A 17,244-nucleotide genomic window follows, 5' to 3' on the forward strand; every position below is an offset into this window, starting at 1 on the left:
CGCTAGATCACGCCGTCGAACATCATGACATCGACGGGGTCGCCGTCTGCCACGCTGCCCTGGTCGTGATGCAGAACGACGAGGCCGTTGGCTTCGACCATCGAGCTCAGGACGCCCGAGCCCTGGTTGCCCGCGATGCGCACTTCGGGCAATGACCCGGCCACCGGCTGGACGTGGCCGCGCTGGTATTCGGTGCGCCCGGGCTTCTTGCGGATGGCGCCTACGCTCCGCGCGCGAAGCAGCGGCGGTGGGGCGGCGCAGGCATCGTTGCAGCCCATCATGCGAAGAAGTGCGGGCCGCACGAAGGCCAGGAAGGTGACCATGACCGCGACCGGATTGCCGGGCAGCCCGAAGAGCACGGCGGGGCCGCGATCCGGCCTCTCCGTCGGGATCAGGCCGACCGCCATCGGCCGGCCCGGCCGCATCGCCACGCGCCAGAACGCCATGTCGCCCAGGCGCTGCATCACGGCTCGTGTGTGATCGGCCTCACCGACGCTGACGCCGCCGCTGGTGATGATCGCGTCGGCTTCGCTCGCGGCGCGGCGGAGCGCCGATTCGAGGGCGGCCGGATCGTCGCGCACGAGGCCGAGGTCGATCACCTCGCAGCCGAGCCGCGTCAGCAGCCCGAAGACGGTGTAGCGGTTGCTGTCGTACACCGCGCCTTCGCGCGGCAGCTCGCCGAGGCTCAGGATTTCGTCGCCGGTCGAGAAGTAGGCCACGCGCAGGCGCCGCAGCACCGGCACCATCGGCAGGCCCAGGCTCGCGACCATGCCGAGCGCGGCGGGGGAAATGATCTCGCCGCGCCGCAGCGCAGGCTTGCCCTGCATCAGGTCCTCGCCGGCCAGGCGCCGGTTGTCGCCCCGGCGCAGCGCCTTGGCGGGGAAGCGGACGCTCTCGCCCTCGACCGAACAGAACTCCTGGGGGATGACGGTGTCGAGGCCGGCGGGCATCACGGCGCCGGTCATGATCTTCACCGCGTCGCCGGCGCCCACGTTGCCGCGCCACGCCGCGCCGGCCAGTGCCGTGCCGACGACGCGCAGTTCGACCGTCGCGTCGTTCGCGAGCCCCTCCAGCAGGCGGCCGTCGAAGGCGAAGCCGTCCATCGCCGAGTTGTCGTGCGGCGGCACGCTGACGGGCGAGACGATGTCCTCTGCCAGCACCCGGCCGAGGGCATCGCGCAAGGCAATGCGCTCGGCCTGCGTGAGGACGGCCGGCTCGGCCAGCTGCGCGAGGAAGGCCTGTACCGCATCGACGCCCAGGGCCTTCGGGTCGTAGCCCGCCAGTGCGGCGGCGATATCTGCGATACGGCTCATGGAGGCAGCAGGAGATCAGTTGCGCTGGGATTCGAGCGAGTGCAGCTCGGCCAGCGTGTTGGCATTGAAGAATGCATCCGGCGCGTCACCGGGCTGGTCGAAGGGCACCAGCACCGTGCGATGCTCGGCCGTCCATTTGTCGATCTTCCGGCCGCCGGCCTGGGTGAAGCGCACGAGGCTTTCGAGCAGGGTGGCGTTCAGCAGGCAGAACACGGGCTGCGCGCGCAGGGCGGTGGCGCCCCCGGGGTCTTCCGAGGGCTCGGGCGCTGACACCATGGCGATTTCCGCATCGTTCGCAACCAGTGCCTCAGAGAGGCGGCTTGCCAGATCGAGCGGAAAGAGCGGCGTGTCGCACGGCACGGTCAGGAGGTAGGGCGTCTCGCAATGCTCGAGCCCGGTAAGGAACCCTGCGAGCGGCCCTGCATAGTCGGCCAGCCCGTCGGGCCAGACCGGCACGCCGAACGACTCGTAGGCCGAGAGATTCCGGTTGGCGTTGATCATCAACTCGCCGACCTGCATGCCGAGCCGCATGACGGCATGCATGGCGAGCGCGGTGCCGTTGAAGTTCTGCAGGCCCTTGTCGACCCCGCCCATGCGGGTGCCGCGGCCGCCCGCGAGCACGAGGCCGGTGATGTCGCCGGTGGTGATGGCTGGTGGGGTGGTCATCCGCCGATGTAGCTCATTTCGACCCGCCGCGGCGCAGCGCCGTCGGTGTCGGGTGCGCGCAGGGCGCGGAGTTCGGAATAGCGATCGGCCCGGCCTTGCCAGATGTGGCCGATCGCCGAGGTGATCTGTTCGTCGCTGGACCCGCCGCGCAGGAGCGGGCGCAGGTCATGGCCCGCATTCGCGAAGAGGCACAGGTAGAGCTTGCCTTCGGTCGACAGGCGCGCGCGACTGCAGTCGCGGCAGAAAGCCTGCGTGACGCTGCTGATCACGCCGATTTCGCCGCCGCCGTCCTGGTAGGCCCAGCGCTGGGCGGTTTCGCCCGGTGCGGTCGCTTCGAGGGGCGTGAGAGGAAATTCCTCCGCGATGCGGCGCACGACTTCAGCCGAAGGCAGCACCTCGTCCATGCGCCAGCCGTTGGTGGCGCCGACGTCCATGTACTCGATGAAGCGCAACACCGCGCCGGTGCCGCGGAAGTGGCGGGCCATCGGCAGGATCTCCTGCTCGTTGGTGCCGCGCTTGACGACCATGTTGACCTTGATCGGGCCCAGTCCCGCGGCCTTGGCAGCGTCGATGCCGGCCAGGACTTCCGCGACCGGGAAGTCCACGTCGTTCATGCTGCGGAAGGTGAGGTCGTCGAGGCCGTCGAGGCTGACCGTGACGCGCCGCAGCCCGGCCGCCTTGAGCGCCTGGGCCTTGCGGGCGAGCAGCGAGCCGTTGGTCGTCAGCGTGAGGTCGAGCGGCTGGCCCTCCGGCGTGCGCAATGCGGCGAGCTGCTCGATCAGCACTTCGAGATTCTTGCGAAGCAGCGGCTCGCCGCCGGTGAGCCGGATCTTGTGCACGCCGTGCGCGGCGAAGAGGCGCGCGAGCCGCGTGATTTCCTCGAAGCTCAGCAGTGCGCTGTGCGGAAGGTACTGGTAGTCCTTGTCGAAGACTTCCTTCGGCATGCAGTAGCTGCAGCGGAAGTTGCACCGGTCGGTGACGCTGATGCGCAGGTCGGTCAGCGGCCGTTGAAGGCGATCGAGCAGCACGCCGGTGGCCGGCACCCCGACGTCGGCCATCGCCGCCGCGGGCCGGGCGCGGCCAATATCGGAAACGGGGATGACATGCTGGCTCATGGGGGAGGCAATTTAACCCATCCCCTCGCGCGGCGACATGCCGAGACCGCTTGACCCTGAGGCGAAGAGGCGGCGCGGATTCACCCGTGCCGGATCGCGACGGTCTTGAGCGTCGTGAATCCGTAGAGCGCCTCGAAGCCCTTTTCGCGCCCGTAGCCGGAGGACTTGACGCCGCCGAAGGGCAATTCGACACCGCCGCCGGCGCCGTAGTTGTTGATGAACACCTGGCCGCTCTTCACGCGCTTGGCCATGCGAAGTTGGCGCGAGCCGTTCTCGGTCCAGATGCCGGCGACCAGGCCGAAACGCGTGGCGTTGGCGAGCGCTACGGCTTCGTCTTCGTCATGGAAGCGCATCGCGGCGAGCACCGGGCCGAAGACTTCCTCCTGCGCGAGCCGATGATCGACCGGCACGTCGCGCAGCAGGGTCGGCGCCTGATAGAAGCCACTTTGGGGCGCCTCGTCGACCACGGTGCCTTGGCCGACCATCGGGATGCCGGCGACCTGGGCATCCGACAGGAAATCCCACACGCGCTGCTGCTGCGTCTGGCGGATCAGGGGACCGACGTCGAGGTCCATGGCCGCCGGGCCCACGCGCAGTGCTTCGAAGGCGTGCCCGAGGCGTTCGAGCAGCGGCTCGTAGATGTCACGCTGGATCAGCACGCGCGAGCCCGCCGAACAGGTCTGGCCCGCGTTCTGCACGATCGCGTTGATCAGCACCGGGATGGCCGCGTTCAGGTCGGCATCGGCGAAGATGATCTGCGGGCTCTTGCCGCCGAGTTCGAGCGTGACAGGGCAATGCCGCTCGGCGGCCACCTGCTGGATGAGCGTGCCCACCGACGGGCTGCCGGTGAAGCTGATGTGGTCGATGCCTTCGTGCCGCGCCAGCGCGTCGCCGACTTCGTGGCCGTAGCCGGTCACGATGTTGATGGCGCCGGGCGGAAAGCCGACCTCGGCCGCCAGCTGCGCCACGCGGATCAGCGACAGGCAGGCGTCTTCCGACGGCTTGACCACGCAGACGTTGCCGGCCGCCAGGGCGCCGCCGACGCTGCGCCCGAAGATCTGCATCGGGTAGTTCCAGGGCACGATGTGGCCGGTCACGCCATGCGGCTCGCGCCACGTCAGCACGCTGTAGCCGTCCTGGTAGGGGATGGTTTCGCCGTGCAGCTTGTCGCAGGCGCCGGCGTAGAACTCGAAGTAGCGCACCAGCGCCAATGCATCGGCTCGGGCCTGCTTGACGGGCTTGCCGCAGTCGCGCTGCTCGATGAGCGCGAGCTCGTCGGTGTGGGCCGCGATCTTCTGCGAGAGCTTGTAGAGCAGGCGTCCGCGCTCGGCGGCGCTGACCTTCTGCCAGCTCGTCTCGAAACAATGGCGTGCAGCCTGAACGGCGGCGTCGATATCTGCCGCGTTGCTACGCTGCAGTTCGTCGAAGGTCTGACCGTCGGAGGGGTCGATCACCGGCAGCGTGCGGCCGGAAGAGGAAGCAACGCTCTCGTTGCCGATGTAGTTGAGTTGCATGGGAGAAATCTTAGCGCTCACCGCGCCGCGGTCGCCCGGGGCAGGGCGCGCAGCGCATTGAGCATGCGCTCGACGTGCTTGTCGGGATTGAGGTTCTGGTAGTAGTACGCAACGCGGCCGTTGGGGGTGACCACGTACGAGAGCCGGTTTGCGAAATCCGGCCGGGTCTGCATCACCGCGTCGAAGCCCTGGATGACCGTCTTGGACAGGTCGGACGCCACCGGGAAGCGGCTCTGGCAGGACTTGACCGAGAACTTGGCGAGCGTGTCGATGTCGTCGGCCGAGATGCCGATCACCGTGGCGCCGAGGGCGGCGAACTGGTCGATGGCTTCGGCGAACGCGTGCGCCTCGATCGAGCAGTCGGCAGTGTCCGCCGCCGGAAAGAAATACACCACCACCGGTCCTTTGGCGAGCGCCTCCGCGAGCGAGTAGCTGAAGACTTTGCCGCCCAGCGCCGCGGTCGCGGTGAACTTCGGGACGGCATCGCCGATGTCGAGCGCGGCGAAGGCCGTCGGCGCCACGGCAGCGACCAGAGCAAAAAGCGCGGCGCGCACGGGAGTGTGGAGCATCATCATGTAACCCCGAAGGAAGGCGTTCCGAATTCTAGGACCGAGGGGCTGATGCCGTCGGCAGCCGACCTGAAGAAAAGAGGGACTGAACATGACGTCCAAGGCTTTCGCTTTCGCCCGTTTTCTGGGCATCGTGAGCTTGTCCGCGGTGATCGCCGTGCTCACCGCCTGCGGCGCGCTGCCGAGGATGCCAGAGCGGCCCGATGAACGCGCCGCCGCGCCGGATCCGTCGACCCCGCTCGCGAAGATCGTTGCGGCCTCCACGCCGCCCGGCGAGCACTCCGGCTTCCGCCTGATGCCGCTGGGTGTCTATTCGCTCGATGCCCGCATCCAGCTGGCGCAGCGCGCACAGCGCTCGCTCGTGGTGCAGTACTACCAGTTCGAGAACGACGCCACCGGGCGCCTGCTGATGCGCGCGCTGCGCGAGGCCGGTGCGCGCGGCGTGAAAGTCCGGGTGCTGGTTGACGACCTCTACACGAGCAAGAGCCAGCAGCCGCTGCTGGCGTTCGCGCAGACGCCGAACGTGGAGGTGCGACTTTTCAATCCCTTCTGCTGCGGCCGGGGCGGGATCGTGTCGCGCTTCGCGGCATCACCGCAGGACATCCCGCGGCTCAACCACCGCATGCACAACAAGCTGTTCATCGCCGACGGGGTCGCCGCGGTGGTCGGCGGACGCAACATCGCGGACGAATATTTCGTCTTGAGCCAGGCGCAGAACTTCATCGACATGGACGCGCTCGTGGTCGGCAAGGTGGTGGCTGAACTGGAGGCGGTCTTCGATGCCTTCTGGAACGCCGAGCAGGTCTGGCCGATCGGGGACATCGTGACGGGAGAGGGCGGGCGCAAACCCACCGCACGGGAGTTCGACGACTGGATCGGGATGGCCGCGCCCCCGCCCAGGCTGGAAATCCCGCCGGTCGACGTGCTGGGTTACGGCCCGATCGCCGAGGAACTCGATGCCGGCCGCATGGGCCTGCTGTGGGGTGAGGCCCATGCCATTGCCGATCCGCCGAGCAAGCCGAAGTACATGACGCCCGATGAGGCGCTCGCGACCAGCGTGACGATGAAGGTCTGGGGACTGCTGCTCGATGCGAAGTCCGAGGTCGACCTGACCTCGCCCTATCTGGTGCCGGGCGAGAAAGGCATGGCGGCCTTCGACGACCTGATGCGGCGCAAGGTCAAGCTGACGCTCCTGACCAACTCGCTGGCGGCCAACGACGAACCGCTGGTCCACACCGGCTATGCGCGCTACCGCGAGCGGCTGTTGCGCAGCGGCGCGGATCTCTACGAGCTCAGCCCGGAACGCACCACCGCCAACAAGCGCCTGGGCATGTTCGGCAATTCGCTGGGCCGGCTGCATGCGAAGACGGCGGCGATCGACAAGGAACGCATCTTCGTCGGCTCGATGAACCTCGATCCGCGCTCGGCCACGCAGAACACGGAGATGGGCGTCGTCGTCGACAGTCCGCAACTCGCGCGAGAAATGCTGCGCGTCATCAACATCAGCAAATTGCAGAATTCCTATCGACTGCGGCTGGACGGCGAAACCGGCGCATTGCAATGGCTGACGACGGATGGGGAAAAGGAAATGATCCTGACCTCGGAGCCGGAAGCGGGGTTTTTCCAGCGCTTCTACAACACCCTCGTGGCGCCGATCATCCCGGAAATGCTGTTGTAATCCCGGGATGCTCCTGTCGCTCCCTCCCCCTTGCAATCCTCCGGTGGCGCCCCACATGCTTCGCATGAACGCTACCAACACCCCTGCTCACAAGGCCGATCTGGCGGTGACGCACGTCCTGGCCCAGCTCCTCGAGCGGCTCGAGCACAGCCCCGTTCCCGTCGGCGCCGAGCAATACCGTTCGGTCGTGATGCACCTGGTCGACGAGTTCCGCGATGTGGAACCCGGCGTGCAGTTGGGTCAGTTGCTGGATGCCTATCCGGCTGCGGCCGAGGTGTACGAGAACATGAACTACCAGCACGCCGGGCTATGCCGCTCGGGGCTGGATGCATCGCTGACCGCGGAACTGGCGGCCAGGAGTGCGATCGAGCGCGCCATGCGCCGTGGCCCGGAGACCGCGCATGAGTAAGGCCGACGTCAAGACGACCGTGCTGGCCGACGGGCTGCGCTACAAGGCGAAGGCACCGGGTTCGCCGTTCCGCGCTTCCGCCTCGTTCAGCGGAGCGACGATGTCGTGCTTCATGTGCGGCAAGCATCGCGTTCGCTCGCAATTGCGTACGCGGCAGCTCCTGGGCAAGGCCCAAACGGTGTGCGCACCGTCCTGCAAGGCGCTCGACGAGCTGGTGGCCAACGGCGGGGGCTGAACGCCTGGGCCCGTGATTTGTTTCACGAATGGGCCAATTCAGCGCGCTGAATTTAGTACTTCATACCGCCTATCAAATCGGGAAAAATCAATCTACAGTTAGAAACAATTGATGTGAATTGCATCAATACCAAAGTTCTAATTGATGATCGATTCAATGATCCCGATGAAATCGAAGGCCGGCGAGGCCGTGGGTCTGTTTCGATTGAATGCGAAAGGACGGGCCCAGTGAGCCGACAACGCCACGTCATCATGCAAGTCGTCAAGCGATCCGGCGGATCGACGCATCACGTCGAGTTCGTGATGGACGACAACTTCGCGGAACGGCTGAGGCAACTGCGTTCGCTGGTGCCGCCCCTCAATTCGCTCAACAAGCAGCGCGATCTGGTGATCGACAAGGTCCGGGTGCGCCTGCCCTCGGCGGTGTGGCGCTACGGAAGCGACATCGACAGCCAAGTCGACGGCTCGTGCATCGTCATCGCGTCGGAGGGCTACTTCAATTGCGGCGCGAAGGACCGCAAGACGAAGGAAAAGCTGGTGACCTACACCTTCCCGATCGCACGCCTGCTCGAACTGCACATGGAACGCCCGGACGGGGAAATCTTCTACATCCGCGACGGCATCTTCACCAACGACGAGCCGGCGGAATCGGCGGCGGGCCGCTGGGTGCAGTCCCTGCACGAACTCGAGGAAATGCAGATGCGTCCGCCCGAGGCATCGTCGGACTTCGATACCCTGCAAGGTGTGCCGCTGCGCAGCGAGCCTTCGCGCACCATCAGCCTGAACTGATCGCACTCGTTTCCACGAAGTCCCGCACCGGCCGGTGCGGGACTTTTTTCTTTCTATCGCACCTTCACTTCGATGCGCTGCCGTCTGCGGCGGCCACGGGCGCCGCCGATGCGGGCGCCGCGGCCTGGGGTGCGCCAGACGCTGCCGGCGCGGTCACTGGTGCCGGTGCAGGCGCCGCATGGGCACCGACATCGCCGGCGTGGAACTTCACCACCAGCGGCACGATGAGCAGCGCCACGATGTTGATGATCTTGATCAGCGGATTCACCGCCGGGCCTGCCGTGTCCTTGTACGGGTCGCCGACCGTGTCGCCGGTCACCGCCGCCTTGTGCGCCTCCGAGCCCTTGCCGCCGTGATGGCCGTCCTCGATGTACTTCTTGGCGTTGTCCCATGCACCGCCGCCCGTGCACATCGAGATCGCGACGAAGAGGCCGGTGACGATAGTGCCCATCAGCAGACCGCCGAGCGCCTTCGGCCCGAGCAGCAGGCCGACCAGGATCGGCACCACCACCGGCAGCAGCGAAGGGATCATCATTTCCTTGATTGCGGCACCCGTCAGCATGCTCACGGCGCGGCCGTATTCGGGCTTGCCGGTGCCTTCCATGATCCCCTTGATCTCGCGGAACTGGCGGCGCACTTCCTCCACCACCGAACCCGCTGCGCGGCCGACGGCTTCCATCGCCATCGCGCCGAAGAGGTAGGGGATCAGGCCGCCGATGAAGAGGCCCACGATCACCATCGGATCGCTCAGGTTGAAGCTGATTTCCTGCCCGAAGCTTTCGAGCTTGTGCGTGTAATCCGCGAAGAGCACCAGCGAGGCCAGGCCCGCCGAGCCGATCGCGTAGCCCTTGGTCACGGCCTTGGTGGTGTTGCCCACCGCATCGAGCGGATCGGTGATGTCGCGCACCGACGCCGGCAGTTCCGACATCTCTGCGATGCCGCCGGCGTTGTCGGTGATCGGGCCGTAGGCGTCGAGTGCGACCACGATGCCGGCCATGCTCAGCATCGAGGTGGCGGCGACTGCGATGCCATAGAGGCCCGCGAGCGTGTACGACACGATGATCGCGATGCACACGAAGATCACCGGCCATGCGGTCGAGCGCATCGACACGCCGAGGCCCGCGATGATGTTCGTGCCGTGACCCGTCGTAGATGCCTGCGCGATGTGACGCACCGGCGAGTATTGCGTGCCGGTGTAGAACTCGGTGATCCACACCAGCGCCGCGGTGAGCGCAAGACCCACGAAGCACGCGCCGAAGAGCTTGAGCTGGCTGCCGGTCGCCGCGATCGCGTTGTCCGGAATCAGCCATGCGGTCACGAACCAGAACGCGATCAGCGACAGGATGCCCGCCACCGCGAGGCCCTTGTAGAGCGCCGGCATCACATTGACCATGCCCGGCTTCGCCTTCACGAAGAAGCAGCCGATGATCGACGCGATGATCGATACGGCGCCGAGCGCGAGCGGGTACATCACCGCGTTGACCGGCGCCGAGGCGACCATCAGCGCACCGAGCACCATGGTCGCGATCAGCGTCACCGCGTAGGTCTCGAACAGGTCGGCGGCCATGCCGGCGCAGTCGCCGACGTTGTCGCCCACGTTGTCGGCGATCACGGCGGGGTTGCGCGGATCGTCCTCGGGGATGCCGGCTTCCACCTTGCCGACGAGGTCCGCGCCCACGTCGGCGCCCTTGGTGAAGATGCCGCCGCCGAGCCGCGCGAAGATCGAGATGAGCGATGAGCCGAAGGCGAAGCCGATCAGCGGATTGAGGACCGCGGAAAGCTTCCTGTCCGGCGTCAGCACGCCGTTGCCCGCGAGGAACCAGTAGAAGGCCGTGACACCCAGCAGGCCCAGGCCGACCACCAGCATGCCGGTGATCGCCCCGCCGCGGAACGCGACGTCGAGCGCGGGGCTGATGCCCTGCGTGGCGGCCTGCGCCGTGCGCACATTGGCGCGAACCGACACATTCATGCCGATGAACCCGCAGGCGCCCGAGAGCACTGCGCCGACCACGAAGCCCACGGCCGTGGTCCCGTCGAGGAAGATACCGATGAGTATCGCGAGCACCACACCGACGATCGCGATGGTGCGGTACTGCTTTGCGAGATAGGCCGCCGCGCCGGTCTGGATCGCCGCGGCGATCTCCTGCATTCGTGCGTTGCCCGCGTCTTTCGAGAGGATCCAACTGCGTGCCCAGAAGCCATAGGCTACGGCCACGAGGCCGCAGACGATGGCGAGGACGAGTGGGGTGTTGCCAGTCATGCGTTGCTTCTCCAGTAGTTCGTCAAACTTGGTGGAGACGTAGGCCGGACCCTGTGCGCAACGCGTACGGGTCAGTGCTTCCGTCGCGTTGCTTCCTCGAGGCCCGGTGCCTTGACGGCTGGGAACGATTGGCCAACGAGGCCAATTTACAGGCAAATCCACGGTTCTGTGCGACCGGTCCGTGACATGGAAAGTAAACTTCGGGTTTGTCCGCATCCCACTAACACTTTCAAACTACGAAGCCAGACCATGTCCCTCGGCAAAGTTTCCCCCGGCAAAAACGCTCCCGAAGCCTTCAACGTCGTCATCGAGATTCCGATGAACGCCGATCCGATCAAGTACGAAGTCGACAAGGAATCGGGCGCGATCTTCGTCGACCGCTTCATGACCACCGCCATGCATTACCCGACGAACTACGGCTACGTGCCGCAGACGCTGTCGGGCGACGGCGATCCGGTCGACGTGCTGGTCATCACTCCCTATGCGCTGGTGCCTGGCGTCGTGGTGCCATGCCGTCCGCTCGGCATCCTGATGATGGAAGACGAAGCAGGCGTCGACGGCAAGGTGCTCGCCGTGCCGACCGACAAGGTGCTGCCCATCTACAGCCACTGGAAGAAGGTCGAGGACGTCAACCCGATGCGCCTGAAGGCCATCACGCACTTCTTCGAGCACTACAAGGACCTTGAAGCCGGCAAGTGGGTCAAGGTGCTCGGCTGGGAAGGCATCGATGCCGCGAAGAAGGAAATCACGGACGGCATCGCGAACTACAAGAAAGAAGAATCGAAGTAAGTTTCGGCACCGGACGTTTTCGTGAAGAGCGCCTCGCGGTATGTGCCGCGAGGCGCTTTTTCTTTTGGGGCCGCCTGCGGACTTGACCTGGATCAAAGCCGTCGTGCATCGAGGTGGCTAGCCTTGCCCCATGCAAGCTGCGCTCACGCACGGCCCGGCCGCGCGCTCGTTCCCACATCGCCCCGAAGAGGCGGCGACGCAGCCGGACTGGTTGCTGCTCGACGATCCGGCCGAGTGGCCGATGTTCGGCCGACCGGTCGAAGGCGACGGGGCGGACGGCCGTTGGGAATCGCAGGTGGTGGTCGAAGGCATGCATTGCGCCGCGTGCGCGCTCTCGGTGGAAGAGGCCGTGGGTCGCGTTCCCGGTGTCGAGTGCGTGGAAGTGAATGCCGCCAGCCATCGAGCACGCATCGTCTGGTCTTCCGCCGTCGTCAAGCCATCGCGCTGGTTCGAGGCCTCGGCCGCCGCCGGCTACGCGTTGGTGCCGGCGGGCGACATGTCGGCGCGCGGCAGACGTTCCCGCGAAGCCCGGCTGGCGCTCTGGCGCTGGCTCGTCGCGGGCTTCTGCATGATGCAGGTCATGATGTACGCCTACCCCGCGTACATCGCGCAGCCCGGCGACATGTCGGCCGATGCGGCGCAGTTGCTGCGATGGGCTTCCTGGGTGCTCACGCTGCCCGTGATGCTGTTTTCCTGCGGTCCGTTCTTCCGCAGTGCCTGGCGCGATCTGCGCGCGCGCCGCATCGGCATGGACCTCCCGGTGTCGCTGGGCATCGCGATCGCCTTCATCGTGAGTACCTCCGCGACCTTCGACGCCGGGGGCGCGCTCGGCCACGAGGTGTACTTCGATTCGCTCACGATGTTCGTTTTCTTCCTGCTCACCGGCCGCTGGCTGGAGACGCGGCTGCGCGACCGCACCGCCGGCGCGCTCGAAGCGTTGATGAACCGGCTGCCGGACAGCGTCGAGCGTCTCGGCGAGGGTGGCGTCTTCACGCGTGTTTCGGTTCGCCGTCTGGCCGTGGGCGACGTGATCCGTGTGCTGCCGGGAGAGGCTTTCCCTGCGGATGGTGTCGTGATCGCAGGCGACACGAGCGCCGACGAGGCATTGTTGACCGGCGAGTCGCGCCCCGTGCCGCGGCTTTGCGGGGATCGCGTGCTGGCGGGCAGCCACAACATCGCGTCCGCGGTGCGGGTGCGGATCGAATCGATCGGGCAGGGCACGCGCTTCGCGCAGATCGTCGCGCTGATGGAAAGCGCCTCGCTGCAGAAGCCGCGGCTTGCGCAACTGGCCGATCGGGCCGCGCGGCCTTTCCTGTTCGCGGTCCTCGTGGCTGCGGCGCTGGCGGCGGCATTGTGGTGGCACATCGATTCAGGCAAGGCGCTGATGGTGGCGGTCTCGGTGTTGATCGTCACCTGTCCGTGTGCGCTGTCGCTGGCGACGCCGGCAGCAATGCTCGCGAGTGCCGGCTCGCTCGCCCGGCACGGTGTGATGGTGCACAACCTGCAGGCGCTCGAGACGCTGGCTTCGGTCGACACCGTGGTGTTCGACAAGACCGGCACGCTCACGCGCGAGGTGCCGCGCCTGGAGCGCGTCTATTGCCGCAAGGGCCTGCGGCCCGGCGATGCGGTCGAACTCGCCGCCGCGTTGGCTGCGCAGTCGCTGCATCCCGCCTCTCGCGCGTTGGTGAATGCGTGGAATGGGCAGTTCCGTTCACCACCGTCATGGGATCTGGTCGAAGCGAAGGAGCACGCCGGCGAAGGAATCGCCGGCCGCCTGCGTCGCCGGTGCGAGGCAGGCGGCAAGGTGCGGGCCGTTCGTTTGGGAGCAGCGGCCTTCTGCGGTGTCGAACCCCTGCAGTCGGCCGCGGCGCAGGTTCATCTGGCGGACGAGGAGGGCTGGATCGCGAGCTTCGTGCTGGCCGAGGACTTGCGTGCCGACGCTGCATCGGTCGTGGCCGAGTTGGAGCGGCAGGGACTGTCGGTACAGCTTCTTTCCGGCGATCGCGATGCGGCGGCCAAGGAAGTTGCGCAGCGAGCCGGCATCCGTAACGCGAGCGGCGAATGCCTCCCGGAAGAGAAGCTTCGCGTCCTGCGGCAACGGCAGGCGCAGGGGCATCGCGTCGTGATGGTCGGCGACGGCCTCAACGACGGCCCGGTGATCGCGCAGGCGGATGCCTCCTTCGCATTCGGGGATGCGGTGCCGCTGACCCAGGCACGCGCGGATTTCATCGTCATGGGCGGCGAGCTTTCGGCCATCGTGCAGACGATCGCCCAGGCGAAGCGCACCTTGCGGGTGGTTCGGCAGAACCTCTGGTGGGCTGGCGGCTACAACGCGCTGTGCGTGCCGCTGGCACTGGCGGGTTGGCTGCCGCCTTGGCTCGCGGGGCTCGGCATGGCGGCCAGTTCGCTGTTCGTGGTGCTCAACGCGGCGCGGCTCGCGCACGTCGCGCATCCCGCGAATGGCGCGAATGGCGCGAATGCCGCGCTTCAGCCCGGCGCCTGATCCCCATGGACATTCTCTTTCTCCTCATCCCGTTCTCCGTGGTGCTCGTGCTGATGATCCTCGGCGGGCTCTGGTGGGCGGTGCACTGTGGTCAGTTCGACAACGTCGACCACGAGGGCGAGCGCATTCTGCGCAACGATTGATCTGCATCAATCCCGCTCTGGCGGGCCACTTGGAAACTCGGATGAGTTCCACAAGAGTTTCAAGAACAGAGGTCCGACGATGCAATCTCCGAATCCTCCCGCAGCGGTCTACAGCGACACCGCGGTGCGGCAGTTCGCCATCATGTCGGTGGTCTGGGGCGTCGTGGGCATGCTCGTCGGCGTGGTCATCGCCTCGCAGCTGGCGTGGCCCGAGCTCAACTTCGGCATCCCGTGGCTCAGCTACGGCCGGCTGCGTCCGCTGCACACCAATGCGGTGATCTTCGCGTTCGGTGGATGCGCGCTGATGGCGACGAGCTTCCACGTGGTGCAGCGCACCTGCCAGGTCCGCCTCTTCGCACCGGCACTGGCTTCCTTCGTGTTCTGGGGCTGGCAGGCCGTGATCGTGGCCGCCGCCATCAGCCTGCCGCTGGGCTACACCAGCGGCAAGGAATACGCCGAACTCGAATGGCCGATCGACATCCTGATCGCGGCGGTGTGGGTGGCCTATGCAATCGTGTTCTTCGGCACGATCGGCATCCGCAAGGTCAAGCACATCTACGTGGCCAACTGGTTCTACGGTGCGTTCATCATCGCGGTGGCCTTGCTGCACATCGTCAACAGCGCCGCCGTTCCTGCGGGCTGGATGAAGAGCTACTCGGCCTATGCGGGCGTGCAGGACGCGATGGTGCAGTGGTGGTACGGTCACAACGCAGTGGGCTTCTTCCTCACCGCGGGCTTCCTCGGGATGATGTACTACTACATCCCCAAGCAGGCGGGCCGGCCGGTGTATTCGTACCGGCTGTCGATCGTGCACTTCTGGGCACTGATCTTCACCTACATGTGGGCGGGTCCGCACCATCTGCACTACACCGCACTGCCCGACTGGACGCAGTCCATCGGCATGGTGTTCTCGCTGATCCTGCTGGCGCCGAGCTGGGGCGGGATGATCAACGGGATCATGACGCTCTCGGGTGCATGGCACAAGCTGCGCACCGACCCGATCATCCGCTTCCTGATCGTGGCGCTGTCCTTCTACGGCATGGCGACCTTCGAGGGCCCGATGATGTCGGTGAAGACGGTGAACGCGCTGTCGCACTACACCGAGTGGACCATCGGCCACGTGCATGCCGGCGCGCTCGGTTGGGTCGGCCTCATCACGATGGGCTCTCTCTACTACCTGATCCCGCGCCTGTACAACCGCACCGAGATGTACAGCATGAAGGCGATCGAGCTGCACTTCTGGATGTCGACCGTGGGCATCGTGCTCTACATCGCCGCGATGTGGATCGCCGGCGTGATGCAGGGGCTGATGTGGCGCTCGATCAACCCCGACGGCACGCTCACCTACACCTTCGTCGAAGGCGTGAAGGCCACCTATCCGTACTACGTGGTGCGCCTGATCGGCGGCCTCCTGTATCTCGCCGGCATGCTGGTGATGGCGTGGAACGTCGTCATGACGATCGGCGCCGGCCACTCGGTGCGGGCGCGCATCCCCGTGCCTGCCGCGGCCCATGCCTGAAGGAATCGAGGAAACAACAATGAGCTCCCGCACCCCCGAACCCTCCACCTTCTCGCATCAGAAGATCGAGACCAACAACTTCCTGATGATCGTGCTGATCCTGCTGGTCGTCGCCGTCGGCGGCCTGGTCGAGATCGTGCCGCTCTTCTTCCAGAAGTCGACCACGGAGCCGATCACCGGCCTCGCGCCGCCTACCGCACTGCAGGTGCTCGGCCGAGACGTATACGTGCGCGAGGGTTGCTACAACTGCCATTCGCAGATGATCCGTCCGTTCCGCGCGGAGACGCTGCGCTACGGCCACTACTCGGTGGCGGGCGAATTCGTGTACGACCATCCCTTCCAGTGGGGTAGCAAGCGCACCGGCCCGGACCTGCATCGCGTGGGCGGCCGCTACAGCGATGAGTGGCACCGCATCCACCTGAACAACCCGCGCGACGTGGTGCCCGAATCGAACATGCCCGCGTACCCGTGGCTCGACAAGACGCAGGTCACGCCGTCCGAGGCCGCGGACCACATGCGCGCGCTGCGCCGCGTGGGTGTGCCGTTCACCGACGAGCAGATCGCCGCCGCGCCGGGCGAGGTCAAGGGCAAGACGGAGTTGGATGCGCTGGTGGCGTATCTGCAATCGCTGGGCCTTGCGCTCAAGTGAAGGAGCACACGATGGACATCACCACCCTGCGCATCGTGGCCACGCTGGCTTCTTTCGCGACCTTCATCGGCATCCTCGTGTGGGCCTATTCGCGCCGCCGCGCCGCAGCCTTCGAGGCGGCGGCCCGCTTGCCCTTCGAGCAGGACTGACACCATGAGCGATTTCATTCACGATTTCTGGTCGCACTACGTCGCGATCGCCACCCTCGCAAGCATCCTCGCGTGCCTGCTGCTGCTGTGGATCACCGCGCGCGCCAAGACGCCCGCCAGCGAAGACAACACCACCGGCCACGTCTGGGACGAGGACCTGCGCGAGATGAACAACCCGATGCCGCGCTGGTGGATGGGCCTGTTCGTGCTGACCATCGTGTTCGGGCTCGGCTACCTTTTCGTCTTCCCGGGGCTCGGCAGCTACAAGGGACGGCTCGAATGGAGCACCGACGGCGAATACACCAAGGACCTCGCGAAGGCCAACCGCGAACTCGAGCCGGTCTATGCCGCCTACACCGCACTGCCGGTGGAGAAGGTGGCGACTGATCCCGGGGCGATGGCGATCGGCGAGCGCCTCTTCCTCAACAACTGTGCACAGTGCCATGGCTCCGATGCGCGCGGCGGCAAGGGCTTCCCGAACCTCACCGACAACGACTGGCTGCACGGCGGCTCGCCCGAAAAGATCAAGGAGTCGATCACGCGAGGGCGCATCGGCGTGATGCCGCCGATGGCCGAGGCGGTCGGCACGCCGGAGGACGTGAAGAACCTCGCCAACTACGTGCTGAGTCTTTCCGGCAGTCCGCACGACTCGGTGCGCGCCGGGCTGGGCAAGAGCAAGTTCACCGTCTGCGCGTCCTGCCATGGCATCGGCGGCGTCGGCAACACGGCAGTCGGCGCGCCCAATCTATCGGACCGGATCTGGCTGCACGGTTACGGCCTGGACGCGATCATTCAGATGATCAACACGGGCAAGACCAATCAGATGCCGGCGCAGCAGGGCCGCCTGACGGAGGCGCAGATCCATGTGCTGACCGGGTACGTGTGGGGCTTGTCGAACGCCAAGACCCCCGGTGCCGGCGCACCCTGAGGGTGAGGGGTCGCGAC

Annotated in this window: 17 protein-coding genes; 11 read left to right on the forward strand and 6 right to left on the reverse strand. The window is 66.4% G+C overall.

Annotation, left to right across the window (positions count from 1 at the left end; translation table 11 throughout):
* Nucleotides 1-2 precede the first annotated feature (2 nt).
* The 5 genes from moeA to WKW77_RS00115 all read right to left on the reverse strand — a co-directional run bounded on the left by moeA (nt 3) and on the right by WKW77_RS00115 (nt 5,177).
* A complete protein-coding gene (gene moeA / locus WKW77_RS00095) occupies nt 3-1,313 on the reverse strand; it encodes a molybdopterin molybdotransferase MoeA (RefSeq protein WP_340354796.1) in 1,311 nt (436 codons plus the stop codon).
* 15 nt (nt 1,314-1,328) lie between these two features.
* The gene (mobA, locus tag WKW77_RS00100; RefSeq protein ID WP_340354797.1) at nt 1,329-1,979 is read right to left on the reverse strand and encodes a molybdenum cofactor guanylyltransferase MobA; all 651 of its coding nucleotides are present in this window, start codon (nt 1,977-1,979) and stop codon (nt 1,329-1,331) included.
* Nucleotides 1,976-3,094 (reverse strand): GTP 3',8-cyclase MoaA, encoded by a 1,119-nt coding sequence (gene moaA, locus WKW77_RS00105; protein ID WP_340354798.1) that lies wholly within the window; start codon nt 3,092-3,094, stop codon nt 1,976-1,978. The genes mobA and moaA overlap by 4 nt, the downstream gene beginning before the upstream one ends.
* 80 nt (nt 3,095-3,174) lie before the next feature.
* Nucleotides 3,175-4,608, reverse strand: coding sequence for an aldehyde dehydrogenase family protein (locus WKW77_RS00110; RefSeq protein WP_340354799.1), 1,434 nt, complete (start codon nt 4,606-4,608; stop codon nt 3,175-3,177).
* A 17-nt stretch (nt 4,609-4,625) separates the two neighbouring features.
* Nucleotides 4,626-5,177 carry a peroxiredoxin gene (locus WKW77_RS00115; protein ID WP_340355573.1) on the reverse strand — a complete coding sequence of 184 codons (552 nt, stop codon included), beginning with the start codon at nt 5,175-5,177 and terminating at the stop codon, nt 4,626-4,628.
* A gap of 91 nt (nt 5,178-5,268) precedes the next feature.
* On the opposite strand from WKW77_RS00115, the gene WKW77_RS00120 reads away from it, so the two are divergent.
* The 4 genes from WKW77_RS00120 (at nt 5,269) to WKW77_RS00135 (ending at nt 8,287) form a co-directional block, all read left to right on the forward strand.
* Nucleotides 5,269-6,855, forward strand: a complete 1,587-nt coding sequence (locus WKW77_RS00120) for a phospholipase D family protein (protein WP_340354800.1) — start codon at nt 5,269-5,271, stop codon at nt 6,853-6,855.
* Between the two features lie 64 nt (nt 6,856-6,919).
* Nucleotides 6,920-7,264 (forward strand): hypothetical protein, encoded by a 345-nt coding sequence (locus WKW77_RS00125; RefSeq protein WP_340354801.1) that lies wholly within the window; start codon nt 6,920-6,922, stop codon nt 7,262-7,264.
* Nucleotides 7,257-7,499, forward strand: a complete 243-nt coding sequence (locus tag WKW77_RS00130; protein ID WP_340354802.1) for a hypothetical protein — start codon at nt 7,257-7,259, stop codon at nt 7,497-7,499. The genes WKW77_RS00125 and WKW77_RS00130 overlap by 8 nt, the downstream gene beginning before the upstream one ends.
* 227 nt (nt 7,500-7,726) lie before the next feature.
* Nucleotides 7,727-8,287: a hypothetical protein gene (locus WKW77_RS00135; protein ID WP_340354803.1), complete on the forward strand. Its 561-nt coding sequence runs from the start codon at nt 7,727-7,729 to the stop codon at nt 8,285-8,287.
* 64 nt (nt 8,288-8,351) lie between these two features.
* Here WKW77_RS00135 and WKW77_RS00140 read toward each other — a convergent pair whose 3' ends face one another.
* Nucleotides 8,352-10,547: a sodium-translocating pyrophosphatase gene (locus WKW77_RS00140; protein ID WP_340354804.1), complete on the reverse strand. Its 2,196-nt coding sequence runs from the start codon at nt 10,545-10,547 to the stop codon at nt 8,352-8,354.
* A gap of 249 nt (nt 10,548-10,796) precedes the next feature.
* On the opposite strand from WKW77_RS00140, the gene ppa reads away from it, so the two are divergent.
* From ppa to ccoP, 7 genes are all read left to right on the forward strand, one after another.
* The gene (gene ppa / locus WKW77_RS00145) at nt 10,797-11,336 is read left to right on the forward strand and encodes an inorganic diphosphatase (protein WP_340354805.1); all 540 of its coding nucleotides are present in this window, start codon (nt 10,797-10,799) and stop codon (nt 11,334-11,336) included.
* A 130-nt stretch (nt 11,337-11,466) separates the two neighbouring features.
* Complete coding sequence (locus tag WKW77_RS00150; protein WP_340354806.1) at nt 11,467-13,839, forward strand: heavy metal translocating P-type ATPase; 2,373 nt, start codon at nt 11,467-11,469, stop codon at nt 13,837-13,839.
* 5 nt (nt 13,840-13,844) lie between these two features.
* On the forward strand, nt 13,845-13,982 hold the full coding sequence (ccoS, locus tag WKW77_RS00155) for a cbb3-type cytochrome oxidase assembly protein CcoS (RefSeq protein WP_093158343.1): 138 nt from the start codon (nt 13,845-13,847) through the stop codon (nt 13,980-13,982).
* 79 nt (nt 13,983-14,061) lie between these two features.
* Nucleotides 14,062-15,501: a cytochrome-c oxidase, cbb3-type subunit I gene (gene ccoN / locus WKW77_RS00160; protein ID WP_340354807.1), complete on the forward strand. Its 1,440-nt coding sequence runs from the start codon at nt 14,062-14,064 to the stop codon at nt 15,499-15,501.
* A gap of 19 nt (nt 15,502-15,520) precedes the next feature.
* On the forward strand, nt 15,521-16,150 hold the full coding sequence (gene ccoO / locus WKW77_RS00165) for a cytochrome-c oxidase, cbb3-type subunit II (RefSeq protein ID WP_340354808.1): 630 nt from the start codon (nt 15,521-15,523) through the stop codon (nt 16,148-16,150).
* Between the two features lie 11 nt (nt 16,151-16,161).
* On the forward strand, nt 16,162-16,299 hold the full coding sequence (locus WKW77_RS00170) for a CcoQ/FixQ family Cbb3-type cytochrome c oxidase assembly chaperone (protein WP_340354809.1): 138 nt from the start codon (nt 16,162-16,164) through the stop codon (nt 16,297-16,299).
* A 4-nt stretch (nt 16,300-16,303) separates the two neighbouring features.
* A complete protein-coding gene (ccoP, locus tag WKW77_RS00175; protein WP_340354810.1) occupies nt 16,304-17,227 on the forward strand; it encodes a cytochrome-c oxidase, cbb3-type subunit III in 924 nt (307 codons plus the stop codon).
* Nucleotides 17,228-17,244: the final 17 nt, after the last annotated feature.

The organism is Variovorax ureilyticus, from assembly GCF_037889935.1.
GTDB classification, from domain to species: Bacteria; Pseudomonadota; Gammaproteobacteria; order Burkholderiales; family Burkholderiaceae_C; genus Variovorax; species Variovorax ureilyticus.